Source organism: Klebsiella sp. 1SOBk10mer, assembly GCF_046602535.1.
Classification (GTDB): domain Bacteria; phylum Pseudomonadota; class Gammaproteobacteria; order Enterobacterales; family Enterobacteriaceae; genus Klebsiella; species Klebsiella quasipneumoniae.
Map to the genome: position 1 here is coordinate 273,435 of NZ_JBKIUP010000007.1, position 18,497 is coordinate 291,931.

The following is an 18,497-nucleotide window of genomic DNA, read 5'->3' on the forward strand; positions in this document are numbered from 1 at the left end:
ACGCTACCCAGATTAACGCAAATGGAAACAGGATGTGGCTTAAAAATAAAACGGGCGGCCTGAGCCGCCCGAGAGGAGCACAAAGGGTTTAAATCGCCCACCCGCCGGCGTAGAAGACCACCAGCGCCACCGCGATAATCACCGTGCCGAGGTTCAGCTTACGCCACTCGCCGGAGACCAGGCGGCCGATCACCAGGGTCGCGAAACCGATCATAATGCCGGTCACGATGTTACAGGTCAGCACGATAAACACCGCGGTGATCAGGCCGGCCATGGCGTCAACGAAGTCGTTGAAATCGATTTTCGCCACGTTGCTCAGCATCAGCAGGCCGACGTACATCAGCGCCGGCGCGGTCGCGTAGGCCGGCACCAGATAAGAGAGCGGAGAGAGGAACAGGATCAGCAGGAACAGGACCCCTACCGTCACCGCGGTCAGGCCGGTTTTACCGCCGGCTGCCGTACCCGCCGCCGATTCGATATACACCGCCGCCGGCGCCGCCCCGACTAAGCCAGAGAAGACGCTGCTCAGGGAGTCGGTGGTCAGCGCTTTACCGCCGTTGATGATCTGTCCGTCTTTGTCCAGCAGGTTCGCCTGACCGGCCACCGCGCGGATGGTGCCGGTGGCGTCAAAAACCGCCGTCATCACCAGGGCCAGCACGCTGGGCAGCACAACCGGATTCAGCGCGCCGACGATATCCAGACTGCCAATCAGCGAGTTGCCCTGGTCATCGCTCAGGGATGGCATGGCGAAAATCCCGGAGAAATGGACGTTAGGATCGAAAATCAGGCCGACAATCGACACGCCGATAATGGTCAGCAGAATACCGCCCGGTACCTTCATTTTTTCCAGACCGATGATCACCGCAAGGCCAATCAGCGACATCACCACCGGGAAGCTGTCAAAGTTCCCCAACGCCACCGGCAGACCGTCCAGCGGGTTTTTGATCACCAGGCCAACGCCATTGGCGGCAATCAGCAGCAGGAACAGACCGATCCCGATCCCGGTACCGTGGGCCACGCCCTGCGGCAGGTTGCGCAAGATCCAGCTGCGGATGCCGGTTGCCGAGATCACCGTAAACAGGACGCCCATCAGGAATACCGCGCCGAGCGCCACCGGAATACTGATGTGCTGCCCCAGCACCAGGCTGAAGGCGGTGAAAGCGGTCAACGAGATAGCGCAGCCGATGGCCATCGGCAGGTTTGCCCATAATCCCATCGCCAGCGAGCCAACGCCCGCCACCAGACAGGTAGAAACAAACACCGCGGCCGGCGGGAAGCCCGCTTTTCCGAGCATGCCCGGCACCACGATGACGGAGTACACCATTGCCAGAAAGGTAGTAAGACCTGCAACAATCTCCTGACGCACGGTGCTACCGCGCGCCGAAATTTTAAACCAGGCGTCTAATGAACCGCCGGTACGCGCTGAAGGCGTAGACATAGAAAACTTCCCCTGAAAATTTTTATTGTTCGTTGATATGCGTGGTGGACCTTCCACTGCCAGTTAAACGCGATCTCCTTGTACCGAATCGCAGCGCCAGGGGGGCTGCAAAAAGCAAACGTTTAACTCCACGCATACACTACGGTATGTCAACCTTGTCTCCTCCCCCTGGATAGCAGATAAAAGAGGGAGCAAAACAGAAAGGCAAACGATTATCCGGCCTTTAGATAACCCTTTTCAACCGATGTTTATCGTATTTCGCTAAATTTCGCTTATGACGAACAGAAAATAACCAGCTGATGCGCAAACGTTATCGTCCATGCGCAATCCGCTAACAATTTTTTAGTCAGTTGCTTTCATTTAGCCGCGTCATCGGATCCGCTGATACCTCAGGCGCCGGGTAAGGTGAAGGGGCCGCCGCGCTCGATGGCCCGCTGCCAGGCCGGGCGCTGCTCCACCCGCTGTCGCCAGGCCTCGATATGGCGAAGATCATCCATGCCGCCGCGGGACAACAGCGCCATCACCGGGAAGCTCATCTGGATATCGGCCATGCTCAGCTGCTCGCCGGCAAACCATGGCCGCGTGGCCAGATGGTTGTCAATGAACCGCGCATGGGTGGCCAGTTGGGGATCGAGCCACGCTTTCTGGATACCTTTGCCCAGCAGCGAGCCCAGCGAGCGGACGCCAAAGGGCACCGGAGGTCTGCCGAGGCTGGCGAACACCAGCTTCATTAACAGCAGCGGCATCAGCGAACCTTCGGCATAGTGCAGCCAGAAGCGGTACTGCAGTTTGTCATCTGTGCCCCGCGGCTTCAGCAGCCCATCGCTGTCCCAACTCTCCTGCAAATACTCAAGGATCGCTCCGGACTCCGCCAGCACATAGCCGTTGTCTTCCAGCACGGGCGATTTACCCAGCGGGTGGATTTTCTTCAATGCCGCTGGCGCCAGCATCGACTTTTCCCGCTGATAGCGGACTATCTGATAAGGCAGCTGTAGCTCCTCCAGCGCCCACAGTACGCGTTGCGATCGTGACTGATTAAGATGGTGTACCGTCAGCATGGGCCTCTCCCGTCGTTTGTTCAAATTAACTATAGGAACAGGCGCTGATTGCCGGGAAAATTTCGGCAAAATAGTGAGGAAAAAACGGCGGCAGATGCCATAGTTAAAGTGTCGACGCAAACCGGAACCTCCATCAACAGATTGCGCAATACTGAGGGACGTCGACGTCGGGGGAAACCCTCTCGTGAACCAACGAGATAATGCGAAAGACCAAGACCGGAAAACAACTAAAGCGCCCAGTTGTGGCGCTTTAGTTTTATCACTCCTCTTCCAGCAGCCGAGCGCCGGTCCCCTCTTCCCCCAGCTTATCGCCCGGGTTGCGTAGCGGGCAATCGCGCCGCGATAAACAGCCGCAGCCAATGCAGCCGTCGAGCTGGTCGCGCAGCGCCGTCAGGGTGTGGATACGCCGGTCAAGCTCCTCGCGCCACTGTGATGACAGCATTTTCCACTCTTTTGCGCTGAGATTGTGCCCTTCTGGCAGCACGCCAAACGCGTCGCCGATGGTGGCCAGCGGGATGCCGATACGTTGCGCAATTTTGATAATCGCCACCGCGCGCAGGACATCGCGCCGGTAGCGCCGCTGATTGCCGGCATTCCGCTGGCTGTGGATCAGCCCTTTACTCTCATAAAAATGGAGGGCCGAGACCGCCACGCCGGTTCGTTTTGCCACTTCCCCGGGCGTCAGCAGCATTTTGATGCGGGGTGATTTCTTTTCCATAAAGCGCTTTACCTCAAGTTAACTTGAGGAATTATACTCGCCCGCAGACAAAACGACGAATCGAGAATTGAGAGAGGCCGCTTTATGTCCCATCAGGATATTATTCAAACACTGATTGAATGGATTGATGAACATATCGATCAACCACTTAACATTGATGTAGTCGCCAAAAAGTCAGGATACTCGAAGTGGTACCTGCAGCGGATGTTCCGCACCGTGATGCATCAGACGCTGGGGGATTATATTCGTCAGCGCCGCCTGCTGCTGGCGGCGGAGGCGTTGCGAACCACCCAGCGGCCGATCTTTGATATCGCCATGGATCTGGGCTATGTCTCGCAGCAAACCTTCTCGCGGGTATTCCGCCGGGAGTTTGACCGCACCCCCAGCGACTACCGCCATCAGATCTCCGCGTGACGCGGCGGCTGAGGCACGTTCACGGGCGCGGGCGCATTGGCTAACCACTGCATAAACTCCCGCGCCGGCATCGCTTTCGCAAACAGCCAGCCCTGGCAATACTGCACGCCGCGCTTGTAGAGCCAGCTTACCTGCTCAGGCGTCTCCACGCCTTCCGCGATAGTCTTTAGACGTAACCCGCGCGCCATCTCGATGATGTGTTCGGCAATCAGGTGGCTGGTGTTGTTGGTGGTCAGCGTATCAACGAAGGTTTTATCGATTTTAAGGATATCGACGTTCAGGGCGTGCAGATTATGCAGATTCGAATAGCCGGTACCGAAATCATCGATGGCAATTTCATAGCCCGCTTCGCGGAACGCCTGAATCACCGGCGTGGTCTTCGGTACGTCGATAAACCCCCGCTCGGTTACTTCGATTTTGATCTGCCCGATACAGACCGCATAGCTGCGCGCTTTCTCACTGATCTGTGAAATCAGCCGCGCCGAGTGGAAGTCCGACGCAGAGAGATTGATCGCCACGTACAGCTGCGGATGGCTGGCAAGAAACTCTCCCATTTCGTAAAACAGCTCATCCACCACGTAGTCCGTCACCTGGGCAATCATGCCTTCATTTTCCGCCAGCGGTATAAACTCCGCCGGGTTCATCACCGGGCCGTCAAACCCTGGCCAGCGCAGCAGCGCTTCCGCCCCGACGCAGCGGTTATTTTTAATATCGATAATCGGCTGGTAGTGCAGGCGCAGCTGGCGGCAGCTCAGAGCCCGCTGCAGCATATTGCGCGGCGAGTGATACTGACGGCGGGTGCGCGACCACACCAGCACCAGTAAAATACTGCAGATGATCCCCAGCGGCAGCGTCAGGCTGGCCTGGTCACAAAAGTTGTGATAATAGCTGGCCCGCGAGGTGGACATAATGACGGCGATCGGCCGGATAGCGGAGCGGGCTATCGTATACACCCGGCCATTCTGATTAAAAAAGGTATCGCCTTCGCGAATTAACGCATGGAGCTCCGCGGGCTCGACATTGTTACTGACCGAGAAAAAGAGGTTGGTTTTGGTATCAAATACGCCATAGGCTAAATCGCGATCGCTGGCGATTACCGAGCTGTACGAGAAGGGATTGACCACCACCACATAGGGCCCCTTCTGCATATAATTCATGGCAAAGCCCGGATAAAACGGCGTGTCCCGGTAATAGTAAATCGCGACATCCGGCTTTTTGGTGTAATTGGCCGCCGGCATCCGCCAGCCGGTTTGCTGATGAACGGACGTTGAACAGATAAAGCGCTGGCCGTTAGCGTAGATCAGATCTTCCACATACAGCAGGCCACGAACGATATGCAATAAATAACGCTGATGGTCCGCTGAGCATAGCTCCCCGCGATACTGGCTGGCTTTCGCCCGGGCCTGATCCGCTTCGCGGATGACCATTTCCGTTTTTTGCAGCGCCAACTGCGAAAATGAGTGTAATTGATCAATGGTTTCGGCTTTCGCCCGCAGCTGGGCAAACCACAATGCCAGTACCACTGGCAATAAAATAACCAAACCCGTTCCGATGAGCCTTAGCGCCTTATGCGGCGCACTGTCACCCATTTACGCTTACATCCATGCGATATGCCTTAATTAAGGTAGACCAAACACGTTAGCAATCGCGACTGCGATAGACATCAGCAGATTTTCTGCCAGCCCTCACGGGCGTCAGCTTTACCCCTGATGGTGAAGAATAATACTTATTTATCAGGTATTCGGAAGATATTCCGCCAAGATTAAGAATAGACGCGTATCTGACTCGGTTTCTCCGTGTAATAAACAAGAACAGGTAATAAAACCCGCAGAATAATAATCATTAGCAAGGCAATGAAAATAAGATCAGCGGGGGTTGCTCACTAATATCCACACAAATAACATTGCTATTAAACGCAGCGAAAGCTCATTTTTTGACTGGTGAAGAAAGCGCCAAGTGTGATATAGTTCACACAAGTTGATGAAACAGAAATGGCGTTTCATCACTCTCTAGTACGCCAGTTGAGACCAGAGCGCTATGCCATCGTCAGTCGCGCCAGGTCGTCCATGGCTCCCCGACTTTCTTTGAGGATAGGTTAATGGCTTCCATTACTACCAGTGTCGTGTTGTTGCGCTGGCCCCTGGTGAGCGCAGTACTCATGTTTCTCGCCAGCTCACTGAATATTCAGCTTCGCAAAAGCGATTACGCCGGTCTGGCGGTGATCTGCAGCTGCCTCGGCCTTGCCGCCGCCTGCTGGTTCGCCACCGGTTTGCTCGGCATCACCCTGCTCGATATTGCCAAAATCTGGGGCAATATCAAAGATGTGATGATTGAAGTCATGAGTCAGACGCCGCCAGAATGGCCAATGATGATGACCTGAGGTTAAAAAGCTTCCCGACGGGAAGCTTTTTCGTTTTCTGCAGCTCTTATTTCCCCAATTTCGCCATCATCTCCGGACGCATAAATTTCTGGATCACCACCATAAAGAGCAGCGATGGCACCAGCAAAATCAGCGCGGTAATCGACGAGACCTGATAGTTACCCGACATGCTGGCGTTATAGAGCAGCAGCGGCAGCGTAGTGATATCCGGCGCCCCGACGAAGAAGGTGCCGGTAAACTCATCCAACGACTCCAGAAAAACAAAGATGCAGGCGGCAACGATCCCTGGCGCCGCCTGCGGCAGCACGATGTGCCAGAAGGTATACACCGGTCCGGCGCCCAGGTTACGCGATGCCCGCGCCAGCAGCGGGTCGATGGCTGAAAACGCGGCCACACAGATCCACACCGAGTACATCAGACCATGGACGCTATGCACCAGCACCACCCCCGCGATAGTTCCGTTCAAGCCCCACTGGTAAAACAGACGAGCAATATTCATGTATACCGTCAGGTTGGGAAAGGCCTGCGGGAGGAGAAACAGCAGCATAAACAGCACCCGCAGCGGCATTTTCCGCCGGGAAAGCGCATAGCCGGCGGGAACGGAAATCAGCAAACAGACCCCCACCGACAGCAGGGCGATCAGTATGCTGGTTAACAGCGAGCTGGAGACATCGCTGTACGGATTGAAAACCTGATACCAGTACTTCAGGCCCCACTGGCTGGGCAGCGAATGGGGAAAATACCAGCTTTCCGCTACGGTCCAGATCAACAGGTTCAGAAGCGGGCCAAACATCGCCAGCAGCATAAACAGCAGCAGCAGGGTCTGCAGCACCGGGCTGGCGTTCACTTTACGGCGTCCTCTTACCCACCATGACGGAGAGGAAGCAAGGTTCAGCGCTTTCATCATTCACCGCCTTTTTGCTGCAGGCTATGGCGCAGGTAAAACCACGACAGCGCGCCGCAGATCGCCAGCGACACCACGCCAAGCGCATTCGCCACCGCGTAATCACCATAGGAATTGACGCGAAACGCCATATCCACGGTCAGCATCGTCGGCGTCCCCACGCCGATCATCAGCGGTACCGACAGCACCGACATCATGGTTACCGTCGACAGCACCAGCGCCACGCCGATGGTCGGCAGGACCTGCGGCAGCATAATATCGAACAGCAGCCGCGGCCGGGAGGCGCCAAGGTTACGTGCGGCGAGGATCTGCGACGGCTCCAGCGCCGCCATCGCTCCGCAGATCAACAGCGTAGCAAAGGCCAGCTGCTTCCAGACAAAGGTAATGACAATTCCCTTCCATCCCAGCCAGGAGAGGGTCTCCAGCGGCCTGACCAGATCGGCCGCCACCAGCGCATTGTTCATCAGGCCATTTTTGGCGAGAAAAGTGCGCATCATCTGAGCGACGACGATAAAAGGAATAAACAGCGGCAGGCGATACAAAAAACCCAGCAGGCGTACAACGGGCCGGCAAGGCGACAGCGCAATCACTGCCGACAGGGTAATGGCGATCAGCGCTAACAACGCCACCGAGATCAGCACGATAAGCAGCGAAAAGAGCACATCGTTGGCGTAAAGCGCGTAGACCTTGCGAAAATGATCGAGGGTGAACGGCTGTCCCGGCGCGGTAAACGCCGAGACCAGCGAAAACCCCAGCGGATACAAAAACAAGATCGCGACCATCAGCGCGGCCGGGGCAACCAGCAGCAAATATTTTAATGAACTGGACATAAAGAACCTGGCGTTGGCACAAGCAAGCGCCCGGGTCGGCGACCCGGGCTGGAAAAAGGGTTAATTGGCCACCTGGCTTTCGTAACCCTCTTTGATATCGTCAAAGTAGGGAGCGATCGGGAAGCTTTTGCCATACTTCGCCAACGCTTCTGGCGAGATTTCGGCAAACAGCTTTTGCCAGGTCGCTGCATCCAGCTTCGGCTTCACCTGCCCGGCGTCGATGCCCGGATACCAGTTGAACTGCTTAACGATCCCCTGCGCCTGCACTTCCGGGCTGGTGGCCAGCGCGATAAAGTCGCGCGCCAGCTGCGGATTCGCCGCTTTCGCCGGAATGACGTAATACATCGGCTGACCCGGCATGCCCGGGGCCAGTAAAGCGAGCTTAATCGATGGCGGCAGCTTGCCCTGATCTTTCCAGCTATAGAACATGTCGACCCATACCGGGCCCATGGCAATCTCTCCCCGACTTAGCATGTCGAGCGTACCAGCGTTGCCCGGAGTGAAAGTGACATTTTTATTGAACGCCTTCAGTTTCTCATAGGCTTGCTGCCAGCCCTTTTCGACGCTTTTATCATAAGGCGCGGAGGAGAGGCGCTCGGCGTCGGTCCCGTAGGCGTAGATCCAGCCCACCACAAAGCTAACGCCGGACATGCCGTTCTTGATGCCGTTATAGCCAAAAGCCTGAGGATGTTTCTGCGTCCAGGCCACCAGCTCGTCATACGACGCCGGTGGCGTATTGACGAGATCGCTGTTCCAGGCGATAGCGGTCTGGCTTAAGAACATCGGCATGACGTATCCGTCGACGTTAACGCCCAGCGCCTGGGTGGCGCTCGGCGAGCTCACCATGCCGCCGGTCTGAATATCCTGGCGATATTTTTGCAGCAATCCCTTTTCCACCTGCTCCCCGCCCGCCTTCTGATGCACCACGGCGACGTCGATATCCCATTGCTGCGCGCCGCTCTCCTGCTGGGCGCTCAGCTTCTCGCTAATTTTATTCGACCCGGCGTCGCCTGGGCCGGTACCGATCACCCGCACCTTGACGCCGGGATGAGCGGCTTCAAATTTTGGCCCCAGCCAGGTTTTCACGTAATCCACCATATTCTGATCGCCCGCGGTGGCGACGTTAAGAAAGGTGTCGGCCTGGGCGCTAACGCTCAGGCAGAGGGTCGTTAAGATCGCTGCTTTCGTCTTAGTAAACATGGATTGTCCCCAGAATGAACACGCTGATATCACTGTGATAGTGGTAAAGGAAAAATATGGAGGGCCGGCATCGGCACATGGAGCCTGACGCGGCTTTTCGTCGGCCAGCACTGAGCGGAGTCGGCCTGCAGCAGGCGGTCATGACAGCGCACGCTGTGGCGATACAGATTGCCCAGAAACGCGCTCTGCTCCACCATCCCCTCCAGGGCGAGCCCTTCCTGCGGCGCGGGCTGCGTTAATTCAGCGAGCGTGGCATCGGCGCTGCGAAAATAAATGACTTTTTCACCCTGCTGAGCAGCGGATAAACCGGATATTGCGGCAGCGGATATTTCATCAGAGGTTATTTTATTATCGGCGCCCATAAAATCAGCGACGAAGGGTGTCGCGGGTCGCTGATATATTTGTTCCGGCGTGCCGGTTTGCTCAATTCGCCCCTGGTTTAATACCGCAATTCGGTCCGCCATCACTAATGCCTCCTGCTGATCGTGGGTGACAATTAATGACGTAAAGCCGAGTTTCTTTTGCAGAGATTTAATTTCATGGCGCACATTGAGCCGCACTTTGGCATCCAGATTAGATAACGGCTCATCCAGCACCAGCACCTGAGGCTCTATCGCCAGCGCCCTCGCCAGCGCCACCCGCTGCCGCTGGCCGCCCGAGAGTTCGGTCACCTTCACGTCAGCCAGCCCGTCGAGATTGACGATCCGTAGCAGCTCCGCCACTCGCCGTGTGATATCCGCCCCGCGCCATTTGCGCAGCTTCAGGCCATAGCCAATATTGCGCGCCACCGTCAGGTGCGGCCACAGGGCGTAGCTTTGAAACACCATGGTGATATTGCGCTGCTCCGGCGCCTGATGGGTGATCGATCGGCTGGCGATGGCGATCTCCCCGCTTTCCACCGGAATAAAACCGCAGAGGGCATTCAGCAGGGTGGTTTTTCCACATCCGGAAGGGCCGAGCAGGGCGATCATCTCCCCCTGCTCGACCGCCAGATCGATATTATGTAAAACCACTTTATCGCCATAACTAATTTTAAGGCCAGAGATCTTTAAATAACTCATATTCGCTACCTGAAAGCGCTGTTGCGGGCATTTTTTATTGGTATGAACACGTGTTCATTTAGCTGTAAAAAAAATGCAACGTTGACTCGACATGATGTGAGCCTACTTTGTCGGGTATTTATGACAATTTAATTAAGCGACAAAAATTTTTGGCGAGGGTAAATGAAAATAGATGTGCTTGGCTGCGGGAGCGCCTTTTCCTGCACGCAAAATACTTCCGCGTTGCGGGTAATCGACGCGGACAACAAACAGTGGTTAATCGACTGTGGCCCCACCGTTCCCCGCGCGCTCTGGCAGCGCGGCGGCGGAGTCAACGATATCGACGCGATCTACTTCACCCACGTTCATCCGGACCACTGCACCGGTCTGACGGCGCTGCTGAATTACTGGAAAAGCGGCTCCCGCCAGAAGCCGTTGATTATCTACTGCCAGCCGGCGCAGCAGCCGGTGCTCAAGCAGCTGGCCGCGCTGGCGAACTGGCCGCAGGCGGAGCTTGGCTTCACCCTCGACTGGCAAGCGTGTCGCGACGCCTGGACGTGGCAGGACTGGCAGATCCGCACTGCCCCCACCCAGCATGAGCTGAGTAATCGCGCCATCCGTATCACCATTGCCGGGCAGACGCTGTTTTACAGCGGCGATGGCCGGCCGACCGCCGACTCGATGGCCCTGATGGCCGGCGCCGGGCTGGCGTTTCAGGAGTGTGCCTCGGTGGCGGCTCTGGACGATGACGCCTCTCATGGCGATTTCCCCTCTTGCCTGATGCTGTTCAGAACGCTGCAGCTCCCGGCGCTGGGGCTCTATCACTGCGAGGATGCTTCCCTGCCGGCGCTGAAGCAGGCCTGCCAGCCGTGGCCGGGTTTATTCGTTTCCCGGGATGGGCTCGCCTTAACGTTGCCGCGTCCCACGTTTAACGACGAGGCGCATATCCTATGAGCCCTGCACCCCGTAAACCCAGCGTCACCGCCCAGGACGTTGCCCGGCGAGCGGGCGTCTCCCGGGCGGTGGTGTCCCGGGCGTTGAGCAGCAACGGCAGCATCTCTCCCGATGCCCGGGCGCGGGTGTTGCGCGCCGCCGAAGAGCTGGGGTATCAGGTTAACTTCCTCGCCCAGGGGCTGAACCGCCAGCGCAGCCACTTAATCGGCGTGATCGTCTCGCGCATCAGCGATCCTTTTCGCAGCGCCCTGCTTGATGCCCTGCTCAACGAGATCCAACGCCAGGGCTTTCAGGCGCTGGTGAGCGAGATCCATAGCGAGCAGGATCTGGCGCACACCCTGCGCCGTTTCGCTCAGTTTCGCGTCTCCGGAGTTATCGTTACCTCCGGCCAGCCGCCGGAAGCGCTGGTGAACGAGTGCGTTCAGCAGCATATTCCGGTGGTGGGCATTAACCGTCAACCGACGATCCCCGGGGTGGATTATGTCTGCTCTGATAACGCCGCTGGCGCCGAGCTGGCCGCCGACCAGCTGTTGCGCAGCGGCTGTCGGCGCTTCGGCTGGCTCAATACTCACCCTTCCACCTGGGCCGGACGCATGCGCGGGGAAGCGTTCAGCCGGGCGCTACAGACGCGCGGAGTGGACATCGAACGCGACCTGGCGCACCTCGCCTGTCCGGAAGAGGGCTACGTCGGCGGTGAGCAGGCCGCGGCGCTCGCTGGCGAGGTGCCTGAGGGGATCTTTTGCGCCAATGCCCAGCTTGCCTGTGGCTTTCTCGATGGAATGCGCCAGCGCGGCAAACAGGCGCCTGAGGATTACCAGCTGATTGGTTTTGATAACACGCCGCCGACCGCGCAATATAGCTACCAGCTCACCACCCTACATCAGGATGTGGCGGCGATTTCCCGCCAGGCGCTTACCCGGCTGCAGGAGCGCGCCGCCGACCCTTTACAACCTTCACGCACCACCTGGGTGGAGGTGACATTAATTCACCGGCGCACGTCGCCCTTTGTTATCTGAGAGCAGGACTATGACGGAAGCACAACGAGAGTCATTATGCGCCTTGATTCGCCAGGCTGGCGCCCACGCCCAGGCGCTGCGCGATGCGGGATTACAGGTCGATAAAAAATCGCGCCAGGACTTTGTGTCCCAGGCGGATCTCGCGGTAGAACAACAGATTAAAGGCTGGCTGCAGGCCCATTTTCCCCAAGAGGGTTTCCTCGGCGAGGAGAGCGGTTTTGCTGGCGATGAACAGACCGTCTGGGTGCTCGACCCTGTCGATGGCACCACCAACTTTATCCTCGGTATGGATTACTGGTGTATCTCGCTGGCGCGAGTATGCCAGGCCGAGCTGACGCTTGGCATTATCTACGCTCCCGATCGCGATGAGTTGTTCTTCGCCGGCCGCGGCGAAGGCGCGTATCTCAACGGCCAGCGTCTGACGCTACGCGAACCGGATCCGGATGCGGTGGTGGTGGGTATGGGCCGTTCCAGCCGCGCCCCGGCCAGCGACTACGCCCAGGCCATCGCGACCCTGCTCGACGCCGGCCTGGAATATCGCCGCTTCGGCGCGGGGGCCCTGATGCTGGCGCATGTCGCCGCCGGCCAGCTCCATGCCTATTATGAAGCGCATATGAACAGCTGGGACGCGCTGGCAGGCATGCTGTTGATTGAGGAGGCGGGGGGAAAGTGCAATGCGTTTCTCGCCAATGAGGGTCTGCGGCGAGGCAACCTCGTGCTGGCGGGCTGCGCAAGCGTCCAGCCGCGGCTGGCGGCCCTGCTGGCGAAATAACGCCACGCCGCCGGCGGCTGGCCGGCGGCGTGGACTGACTACCGCCAGGGTTCGCTGCGGGGAATATTATTCGGACAGCGCTTAATTGCGCAAAAGGACTGGTAAAAACAGGAGTCAGACCGCTCGCCGCCGGCATGGTATGGGCAAGATGGCCGCTCACGTAATTTTTCCCATTGCGCCTCATCGTACACCGTAATATTGTAGATTTTTAATGAATGATACTGGTCATTAATTAAAACTCTCGAGGAATAGAGCTTCATCGACTCGCCGGGCAGCAGGATCACATCGGCCTCGTACCACATGATAAATTTTAAGAAACGCAGACTGGATATTGCCGAGAAGGCGATGCCGGATTGCGGGCAGATCAGAGTATTAAGAATAGTCCATTTCATATTCCTTCCTTATACAGATGCTACAAATTGTTACCGTATATAGTGATAGCATTCATTATTATAAACCGCAAGCGTCCCTGACAATTATGTGACTTAAGACAATTCCTAACAACACAACCCATTATTAGTAAGGTTTCATTTTCCTCTCAAAATTTATGATTAGGCCCGATAAAAAACAGCCAAATTAACCTTAAAAAAGAAAATATAATAAAAAATAAGATAATATAAACTTAATTGACAATACGTCTTAGTCCCTCTGGATGAGGCCTCAGTCATTGGTATTAGATGATGCAGCACTGAGCATTACCCGCGGTTGGCAAGAAAAGAGGACCGTAGCAGGCAGCTATTTATTGCGCGGTTACCTCGTCGTACGTCACCAGCTCCGCGAGGCCCTCAGACCGCGCTCGGGTAAATGTCGCGGGTGTCCCGCCAGATCGCATTCCTTAGCGATAATATCGACATAGCGATTGAGCATATTCTGCTCAATCGCTATGTCGGAAGACAGTCCACAGAATATTGCCACGCCGGTCTAACAAGCCCCGCTGAGGCCCTACCAGGTTTTGCCGATATTAAACTGAAACTGTTCTGCTTTATCACCATCGTACTTTTTAAACGGCTCTGCCCAGGAGAAGACCAGTGGACCAAGGGGAGACATCCACTGCACGGCAATCCCCGCGGAGAGACGAATATGACTCGGATCGCCGTAGTCAGGGATACCTGCCGCCAGCGTCTGCGCGGTGTTGTGCCAGGAGGTGCTCCAGACCGTCCCCGCGTCAACAAACAGCGAGGTTCGCAGACTATCGGCGTATTTGTCATTCACAAAGGGGGTTGGAATGATAAATTCGCTGTTCAGCACCGCCATGGCATTCCCGCCGACCGCATCAGACGAGGCGTCCAGCGGGCAGGCGCTATAGCTGCTTTCGCTACCATTGCAGCGGTAATAAGCCGCTTTAGGCCCAATGGTGTTAGAAGAGAAGCCGCGCACCGACGACGAACCGCCAGCGTAAAAATTATCGTAGAACGGCACACTTTTGCCGTCTAACCCGCCGGCATAGCCTGCGCGCAGGCGTTCCATCCAGACCCAGCGCTTGTTTTCGCTCAGCGGCAGATACTGGGCGGTGTCAAAAGAGAGTTTGTAGTAGCTATTATCCGAACCGGGGAGCGTCACTTTACCGCTCAGGCTGCTCTTGTTTCCCGCACGCGGGAAGAAGCCGCGATCGAGATCGTTGTAGCCCCATCCAAGACTCACAAAATAATCGTTGGCGCTATATTTTGCGCCACTGTCGCCATCTTTCGTCACCACGCTGGGCTCGATTCCCCGAGAGCTGAGGTAGCGCCAGGTCGTCAGCTCCGGATCCATATTGGTCAGGCGATTATGGACATAATCCAGCCCCAGGTTCAGGGAGTTATTTTCGCTAATGGGAAACCCTAGCGTACTGCCTAAGCCATAGCTCTGCTGGTTATAGCTCCCGGCATCCGCATCGGAAGCATCATAGCTGTTATAAAAAATCTTTCCGCCCAGGCTGATGCCATCAACGGTAAACCACGGGTTCGTCGCCCCCAGTTCAAGATAAGACTGATAGCTGTTGCGCGTCCCATTGAAGCTCACGCTATTGCCCGTACCCAGCCAGTTATCCTGCGTCACGCCAAGCTGATAGCTCACGCCGCTATCCGTACCAAATCCCAGGCCCACGTTGAATGAGCCGGTGTTGCGCTCCTTCACCTTGTAGACCACATCGACCTGATCCGCCGTTCCATTGACCGGAACGATCTGCTGTTCAACGTTCTCAAAAAAACCCGTTCGATCAAGACGTACTTTCCCTTGCTCGACTTTTTCGTTGTTGAGCCACGCCCCTTCCATTTGGCGCATTTCACGACGTAACACCGCGTCCCGGGAGGTGTCGTTACCGGAAAAGCGGATCTGGCGTACCGAGTAACGGCGGCCGGCGTTGACCTGAATATGCAGCGTCACACGATGATGCGCGTCATCGATTTCCGGCGTGGTCGTCACCTGCGGCCAGGCATAACCATACTTACCAAAACGCTTTTTGATCTCATTTTCAACCGTGGTGACTTGCGCCCCGCTATACCATGCCCCCGCCAGCGGCTGGGCAAGGGCCTCGATCTCCGGTCCATGCTGCGCCAGGTCGCCTGTCACCTGAGTTCGGTCGACCTGATAACGTTCGCCTTCATTGAGGGTGATGGTGATATACAGGGATTTTTTATCTGGCGTCATACTGACCTGCGTGGACTGGATCGCAAAGCGCGCATAGCCGCGATCGAGATAAAAACTGCGCAGCGTTTCCAGATCGGCTTCCAGCTTCTGTTTCTGATATTTTTTATCCGCTACCACATTCCACCACGGCACATTATCGCGTAGCTGAAGCTGGTCCAGGAGCGTCTCTTCCCGAAACGCCTGATTACCGATAATGTTTATTTGTGCGATTTTCGCCGATACGCCTTCCTGAAAGACGAACGTTAAGTCAACGCGATTACGCGGTAACGGTGTCACCACAGCGTGAACCTGCGCGCTGTATTTCCCCGCGCTGTAATAGAAATCCTGCAACCCCTTTTCTATTTCGCTAAGCGAATTTCGATCCAGTGCGCTACCTGCTGAAATACCTGTCGCGGTGAGATTTTCCTTTAACGCATCATCCTTCACCGACTTATTCCCGGAAAAACTGATGCTGGCAATAGTGGGCCTCTCCTTAACCTGCACCACCAGCGTTTTCCCATCGCGCAGGATCTGCACATTCTCGAAATTGCCGCTCGCATACAGCGCGCGCACTGCCTCGCTGACTTCCTCTGCCGTCACCGCTTCTCCCGCGTGCAACGGCATACTTAATAGCGCCGCCCCGACGGTCACGCGCTGCAGCCCTTCAAAACGGATATCATCAACTTGATATGAGGTTGCGGCGTACAGCGTTAAAGGGGTAATCAATAATCCGCTGATGATATGAGTCTTTTTTAACATGAATGTGTCGTCTACGAGATAATGAGCAATAGCAGTTATCTGCTGGCGTTGAGCTTATTTGTTCAGGATGCGTATCTAAGATATGCGACAGAAATAACCTGAGCGAGGCGCAGAATTACATGCAATTATGGCGACAAAATGGAGAAAAAAAGGATGTTAAATCATGTTTAAAAATATATTTAATGATGGAACTTTTCCTGAACGCCGTGGTTCTAATGGCCAACACCAGAGCTATATTTAGATTTACCTGAACGGTCTTTATTGAAAAAGCCCCCTTTCTTGCTAATGGAAAGGGGGAAGGATCTCGTTAGGAATGTTGTTCTCTGGAATCACCAGGAACAGGCACAATCATATTCTTAAAGCCAGCAGATATAATGAAGAGAAATTGAATAAATTATGCAATCGACATCACAACATTTTATCTTGTATTCACCACCAGACGCCGATGGCGAACATCTCCATATTTTCCTCAAAATAGCAGAATACAGTAGGGACGCCTTATCAAGGCATCAAGGAAAATCTATCGTTGTCTACAATAGCCAAGCAGTGGCGCCTCGCCAGGGAAGGTGAGGCATAGGCTTCACCATCCTGCCGCCTCCCATCATCAATCACAGGGAATCGCGTATGACACGCTTACTTAAAACGATGTTACCTATCATTCTCTGCACCCTCGTTGGGTTATCGTTCGCTTCGCCAGCGCAGGCTGCCTCCAGTCTGCCGATTGTTCTCCCCGCGCTAACATGCGATGCGCTAAGCGCTACCGACTTCAGCGCCGCCGTTGGCGCAAAGGTCACTATCAACCACACTGAAATGCAGACCTCCGCGCAGGGAAGCTGGTGCAAGGTGAGCGCCACTATCGCCCCCCAGATTGGCGTGCAGATTGCCCTGCCGACCCAGCGCTGGAGTCAACGTTTCTTGCAGGTCGGCTGCGGCGGACTGTGCGGGAGTATTAACCTGAGTCTGTCGAATGCCAGCGGCTGCCTGCCGGCAATGAACGGCGAGTTTGTGGTGGCAGCAACCGATATGGGGCACCATGGCAGTATGATGGATGCGTCATGGGCAGAAGATCCGCAAAAGCGCATCGATTTTGCCTGGCGCGCCAACCACCTGACCGCAGTGCTGGCCAAAGCGGTGATGCAGACGCTTTACCGCCAGCCGCCAAAGTACGCGTACTTTATGGGCTGCTCAGACGGCGGTCGCGAAGCATTGATGGAAGCGCAGCGCTATCCGCAGGATTTTGACGGTATCAGCGCTGGTGCGCCAGCGGCCTTTTTCCAGTTTCAGAACTCCTTCTTCCACGGCTGGAATGTGGCCGCCAATCAGCGTCCGGACGGTACCGCTATCTTGTTGAAAGATCGCTTACCTTTGATTCACCAGGCCATACTGGCTCATTGCCCGACGCTTTCCGGCGTGCAGGACGGCATCCTGCAAAACCCCTATGCCTGTCAGTTCTCTGAGACTTGGCTCCCCCGCTGTCCTGCCAACGCTCAGGACCGTTCCGCCTGCCTGACACAGGAAGAGATTGAGGTAGTGAAAAAGTTCTACCGCGGCGCTTACGACAGCCACGGCGCCCAGTTCGTCGCTGGCGGTCTTCCGCTGGGCTCCGAGCTACGCTGGCCGGTGCCGGAGACGCCGACCGGCCACTCAATGTCGGAAATGATGGTACTACCGGCTCTGCAATCCGTGCTCCTGCCGGGAGGAAAACAGAAGATCCAATCGATGCGGGATTTCCCACTTAATCAGCAGAATTTTGACGCTGTCGCTCAACTGGCACCGCTCTATAATGCGGCAAATACCAATCTTCATGCCTATCAGCAGCGCGGCGGCAAGCTTATCCTCTGGCACGGTCTGGCCGATGACTCCGTCAGCCCAGCCTTTTCTATCGCCTATTACCGCGGTGTAGAGGCAGAGATGGGCCATGCCGCAACGGATTCCTTCCTGCGGTTATTCCTGCTGCCTGGGGTAGCACATTGCGGTAATGGCGAAGGTTACGATCAAATTGATCTCCTTACCCCGCTGATGCGCTGGACCGAGGAAGGCATCGCGCCGCAAGAGATTATGGCCGGCAAACGGGCGCCAGCCGCCGCCAGGCTGCCGCCGATGACAGAAAAACCAGATGCCCAAACGCAGTTTCACGGCGTGCAGAAAGTCAGTCAGCCTTACGCTGACGCCGCTCCAGCCGTTATCGCAACGCGTCCGGTGTATCCCTTCCCGGCCATTGCCCGTTATAACGGGCACGGCAACGTGAATGACGGCGAAAATTATCATGCAGAGCAATCAACCGCGTTTGGTCATCTGCAGGTGGCAAAACCCGCCAGCGACTTTATTGGCCCTGATAACCAAAAAAATTATCAGGTTCGCCACGGCGAGCTCACCGTTCAGTAAATCCAGGGCTCCTCATTGAGGA

The 18,497-nt window shown here is 56.0% G+C and carries 16 protein-coding genes; 6 read left to right on the plus strand and 10 right to left on the minus strand.

Features of this window, described 5'->3' with window-relative positions:
• Positions 1–88: 88 nt before the first annotated feature.
• The 3 genes from ACLH1I_RS19435 to soxR all read right to left on the minus strand — a co-directional run bounded on the left by ACLH1I_RS19435 (position 89) and on the right by soxR (position 3,214).
• Positions 89–1,438: an NCS2 family permease gene (locus ACLH1I_RS19435; RefSeq protein WP_004206333.1), complete on the minus strand. Its 1,350-nt coding sequence runs from the start codon at positions 1,436–1,438 to the stop codon at positions 89–91.
• A 389-nt stretch (positions 1,439–1,827) separates the two neighbouring features.
• Complete coding sequence (locus tag ACLH1I_RS19440) at positions 1,828–2,496, minus strand: glutathione S-transferase family protein (RefSeq protein WP_126065743.1); 669 nt, start codon at positions 2,494–2,496, stop codon at positions 1,828–1,830.
• 259 nt (positions 2,497–2,755) lie between these two features.
• Positions 2,756–3,214: a redox-sensitive transcriptional activator SoxR gene (soxR, locus tag ACLH1I_RS19445; protein ID WP_004206331.1), complete on the minus strand. Its 459-nt coding sequence runs from the start codon at positions 3,212–3,214 to the stop codon at positions 2,756–2,758.
• Between the two features lie 84 nt (positions 3,215–3,298).
• Between soxR and soxS the strand changes: the two genes are divergently transcribed.
• Complete coding sequence (gene soxS / locus ACLH1I_RS19450) at positions 3,299–3,628, plus strand: superoxide response transcriptional regulator SoxS (protein WP_004206330.1); 330 nt, start codon at positions 3,299–3,301, stop codon at positions 3,626–3,628.
• On the opposite strand, the gene ACLH1I_RS19455 is transcribed toward soxS, so the two are convergent.
• Complete coding sequence (locus ACLH1I_RS19455) at positions 3,613–5,217, minus strand: EAL domain-containing protein (protein ID WP_017900108.1); 1,605 nt, start codon at positions 5,215–5,217, stop codon at positions 3,613–3,615. The two genes, soxS and ACLH1I_RS19455, sit on opposite strands and share 16 nt — an antisense overlap.
• Before the next feature lie 509 nt (positions 5,218–5,726).
• On the opposite strand from ACLH1I_RS19455, the gene ACLH1I_RS19460 reads away from it, so the two are divergent.
• Positions 5,727–6,008 carry a YjcB family protein gene (locus ACLH1I_RS19460; protein WP_002885064.1) on the plus strand — a complete coding sequence of 94 codons (282 nt, stop codon included), beginning with the start codon at positions 5,727–5,729 and terminating at the stop codon, positions 6,006–6,008.
• Positions 6,009–6,054: 46 nt separating this feature from the next.
• On the opposite strand, the gene ACLH1I_RS19465 is transcribed toward ACLH1I_RS19460, so the two are convergent.
• From ACLH1I_RS19465 to ACLH1I_RS19480, 4 genes are read right to left on the minus strand one after another with little or no spacing between them, the layout of a single operon-like run.
• Positions 6,055–6,912, minus strand: coding sequence for an ABC transporter permease (locus ACLH1I_RS19465; protein ID WP_198080094.1), 858 nt, complete (start codon positions 6,910–6,912; stop codon positions 6,055–6,057).
• On the minus strand, positions 6,912–7,742 hold the full coding sequence (locus ACLH1I_RS19470) for an ABC transporter permease (RefSeq protein WP_004206325.1): 831 nt from the start codon (positions 7,740–7,742) through the stop codon (positions 6,912–6,914). Before ACLH1I_RS19470 ends, ACLH1I_RS19465 begins: the two co-directional genes overlap by 1 nt.
• A gap of 60 nt (positions 7,743–7,802) precedes the next feature.
• Positions 7,803–8,942 carry an extracellular solute-binding protein gene (locus ACLH1I_RS19475; RefSeq protein ID WP_004206323.1) on the minus strand — a complete coding sequence of 380 codons (1,140 nt, stop codon included), beginning with the start codon at positions 8,940–8,942 and terminating at the stop codon, positions 7,803–7,805.
• A 29-nt stretch (positions 8,943–8,971) separates the two neighbouring features.
• The gene (locus tag ACLH1I_RS19480; protein WP_004206321.1) at positions 8,972–10,003 is read right to left on the minus strand and encodes an ABC transporter ATP-binding protein; all 1,032 of its coding nucleotides are present in this window, start codon (positions 10,001–10,003) and stop codon (positions 8,972–8,974) included.
• Positions 10,004–10,165: 162 nt separating this feature from the next.
• On the opposite strand from ACLH1I_RS19480, the gene ACLH1I_RS19485 reads away from it, so the two are divergent.
• Genes ACLH1I_RS19485 through ACLH1I_RS19495 form a run of 3 tightly spaced genes read left to right on the plus strand, consistent with a single transcriptional unit; the run spans position 10,166 to position 12,724 of the window.
• Positions 10,166–10,936 carry an MBL fold metallo-hydrolase gene (locus ACLH1I_RS19485; protein ID WP_004206319.1) on the plus strand — a complete coding sequence of 257 codons (771 nt, stop codon included), beginning with the start codon at positions 10,166–10,168 and terminating at the stop codon, positions 10,934–10,936.
• Complete coding sequence (locus ACLH1I_RS19490; RefSeq protein ID WP_135712196.1) at positions 10,933–11,952, plus strand: LacI family DNA-binding transcriptional regulator; 1,020 nt, start codon at positions 10,933–10,935, stop codon at positions 11,950–11,952. Before ACLH1I_RS19485 ends, ACLH1I_RS19490 begins: the two co-directional genes overlap by 4 nt.
• Positions 11,953–11,962: 10 nt before the next feature.
• Entirely contained in the window at positions 11,963–12,724 is a 762-nt protein-coding gene (locus ACLH1I_RS19495) for an inositol monophosphatase family protein (protein WP_017900109.1), read from the plus strand.
• Between the two features lie 38 nt (positions 12,725–12,762).
• Here the strand turns inward: ACLH1I_RS19495 and iraM are convergent, their stop codons facing one another.
• Entirely contained in the window at positions 12,763–13,116 is a 354-nt protein-coding gene (gene iraM, locus ACLH1I_RS19500) for an anti-adapter protein IraM (protein ID WP_004206315.1), read from the minus strand.
• A 550-nt stretch (positions 13,117–13,666) separates the two neighbouring features.
• Positions 13,667–16,090 carry an outer membrane protein assembly factor BamA gene (bamA, locus tag ACLH1I_RS19505; RefSeq protein ID WP_032456847.1) on the minus strand — a complete coding sequence of 808 codons (2,424 nt, stop codon included), beginning with the start codon at positions 16,088–16,090 and terminating at the stop codon, positions 13,667–13,669.
• 624 nt (positions 16,091–16,714) lie between these two features.
• Between bamA and ACLH1I_RS19510 the strand changes: the two genes are divergently transcribed.
• Complete coding sequence (locus tag ACLH1I_RS19510; protein WP_151629261.1) at positions 16,715–18,475, plus strand: tannase/feruloyl esterase family alpha/beta hydrolase; 1,761 nt, start codon at positions 16,715–16,717, stop codon at positions 18,473–18,475.
• The last annotated feature ends 22 nt before the right edge of the window (positions 18,476–18,497 follow it).

Bases quoted from the DNA above. Each gene is read 5' to 3' on its own strand.
- ACLH1I_RS19485 (WP_004206319.1), top strand. From the start codon at position 10,166: ATGAAAATAGATGTGCTTGGCTGCGGGAGCGCCTTTTCCTGCACGCAA.
- ACLH1I_RS19465 (WP_198080094.1), bottom strand. From the start codon at position 6,912: ATGAAAGCGCTGAACCTTGCTTCCTCTCCGTCATGGTGGGTAAGAGGA.
- ACLH1I_RS19460 (WP_002885064.1), top strand. From the start codon at position 5,727: ATGGCTTCCATTACTACCAGTGTCGTGTTGTTGCGCTGGCCCCTGGTG.
- bamA (WP_032456847.1), bottom strand. From the start codon at position 16,090: ATGTTAAAAAAGACTCATATCATCAGCGGATTATTGATTACCCCTTTA.
- ACLH1I_RS19440 (WP_126065743.1), bottom strand. From the start codon at position 2,496: ATGCTGACGGTACACCATCTTAATCAGTCACGATCGCAACGCGTACTG.
- ACLH1I_RS19480 (WP_004206321.1), bottom strand. From the start codon at position 10,003: ATGAGTTATTTAAAGATCTCTGGCCTTAAAATTAGTTATGGCGATAAA.
- ACLH1I_RS19510 (WP_151629261.1), top strand. From the start codon at position 16,715: ATGACACGCTTACTTAAAACGATGTTACCTATCATTCTCTGCACCCTC.
- iraM (WP_004206315.1), bottom strand. From the start codon at position 13,116: ATGAAATGGACTATTCTTAATACTCTGATCTGCCCGCAATCCGGCATC.
- ACLH1I_RS19475 (WP_004206323.1), bottom strand. From the start codon at position 8,942: ATGTTTACTAAGACGAAAGCAGCGATCTTAACGACCCTCTGCCTGAGC.
- ACLH1I_RS19435 (WP_004206333.1), bottom strand. From the start codon at position 1,438: ATGTCTACGCCTTCAGCGCGTACCGGCGGTTCATTAGACGCCTGGTTT.
- soxS (WP_004206330.1), top strand. From the start codon at position 3,299: ATGTCCCATCAGGATATTATTCAAACACTGATTGAATGGATTGATGAA.
- ACLH1I_RS19470 (WP_004206325.1), bottom strand. From the start codon at position 7,742: ATGTCCAGTTCATTAAAATATTTGCTGCTGGTTGCCCCGGCCGCGCTG.
- ACLH1I_RS19490 (WP_135712196.1), top strand. From the start codon at position 10,933: ATGAGCCCTGCACCCCGTAAACCCAGCGTCACCGCCCAGGACGTTGCC.
- soxR (WP_004206331.1), bottom strand. From the start codon at position 3,214: ATGGAAAAGAAATCACCCCGCATCAAAATGCTGCTGACGCCCGGGGAA.
- ACLH1I_RS19495 (WP_017900109.1), top strand. From the start codon at position 11,963: ATGACGGAAGCACAACGAGAGTCATTATGCGCCTTGATTCGCCAGGCT.
- ACLH1I_RS19455 (WP_017900108.1), bottom strand. From the start codon at position 5,217: ATGGGTGACAGTGCGCCGCATAAGGCGCTAAGGCTCATCGGAACGGGT.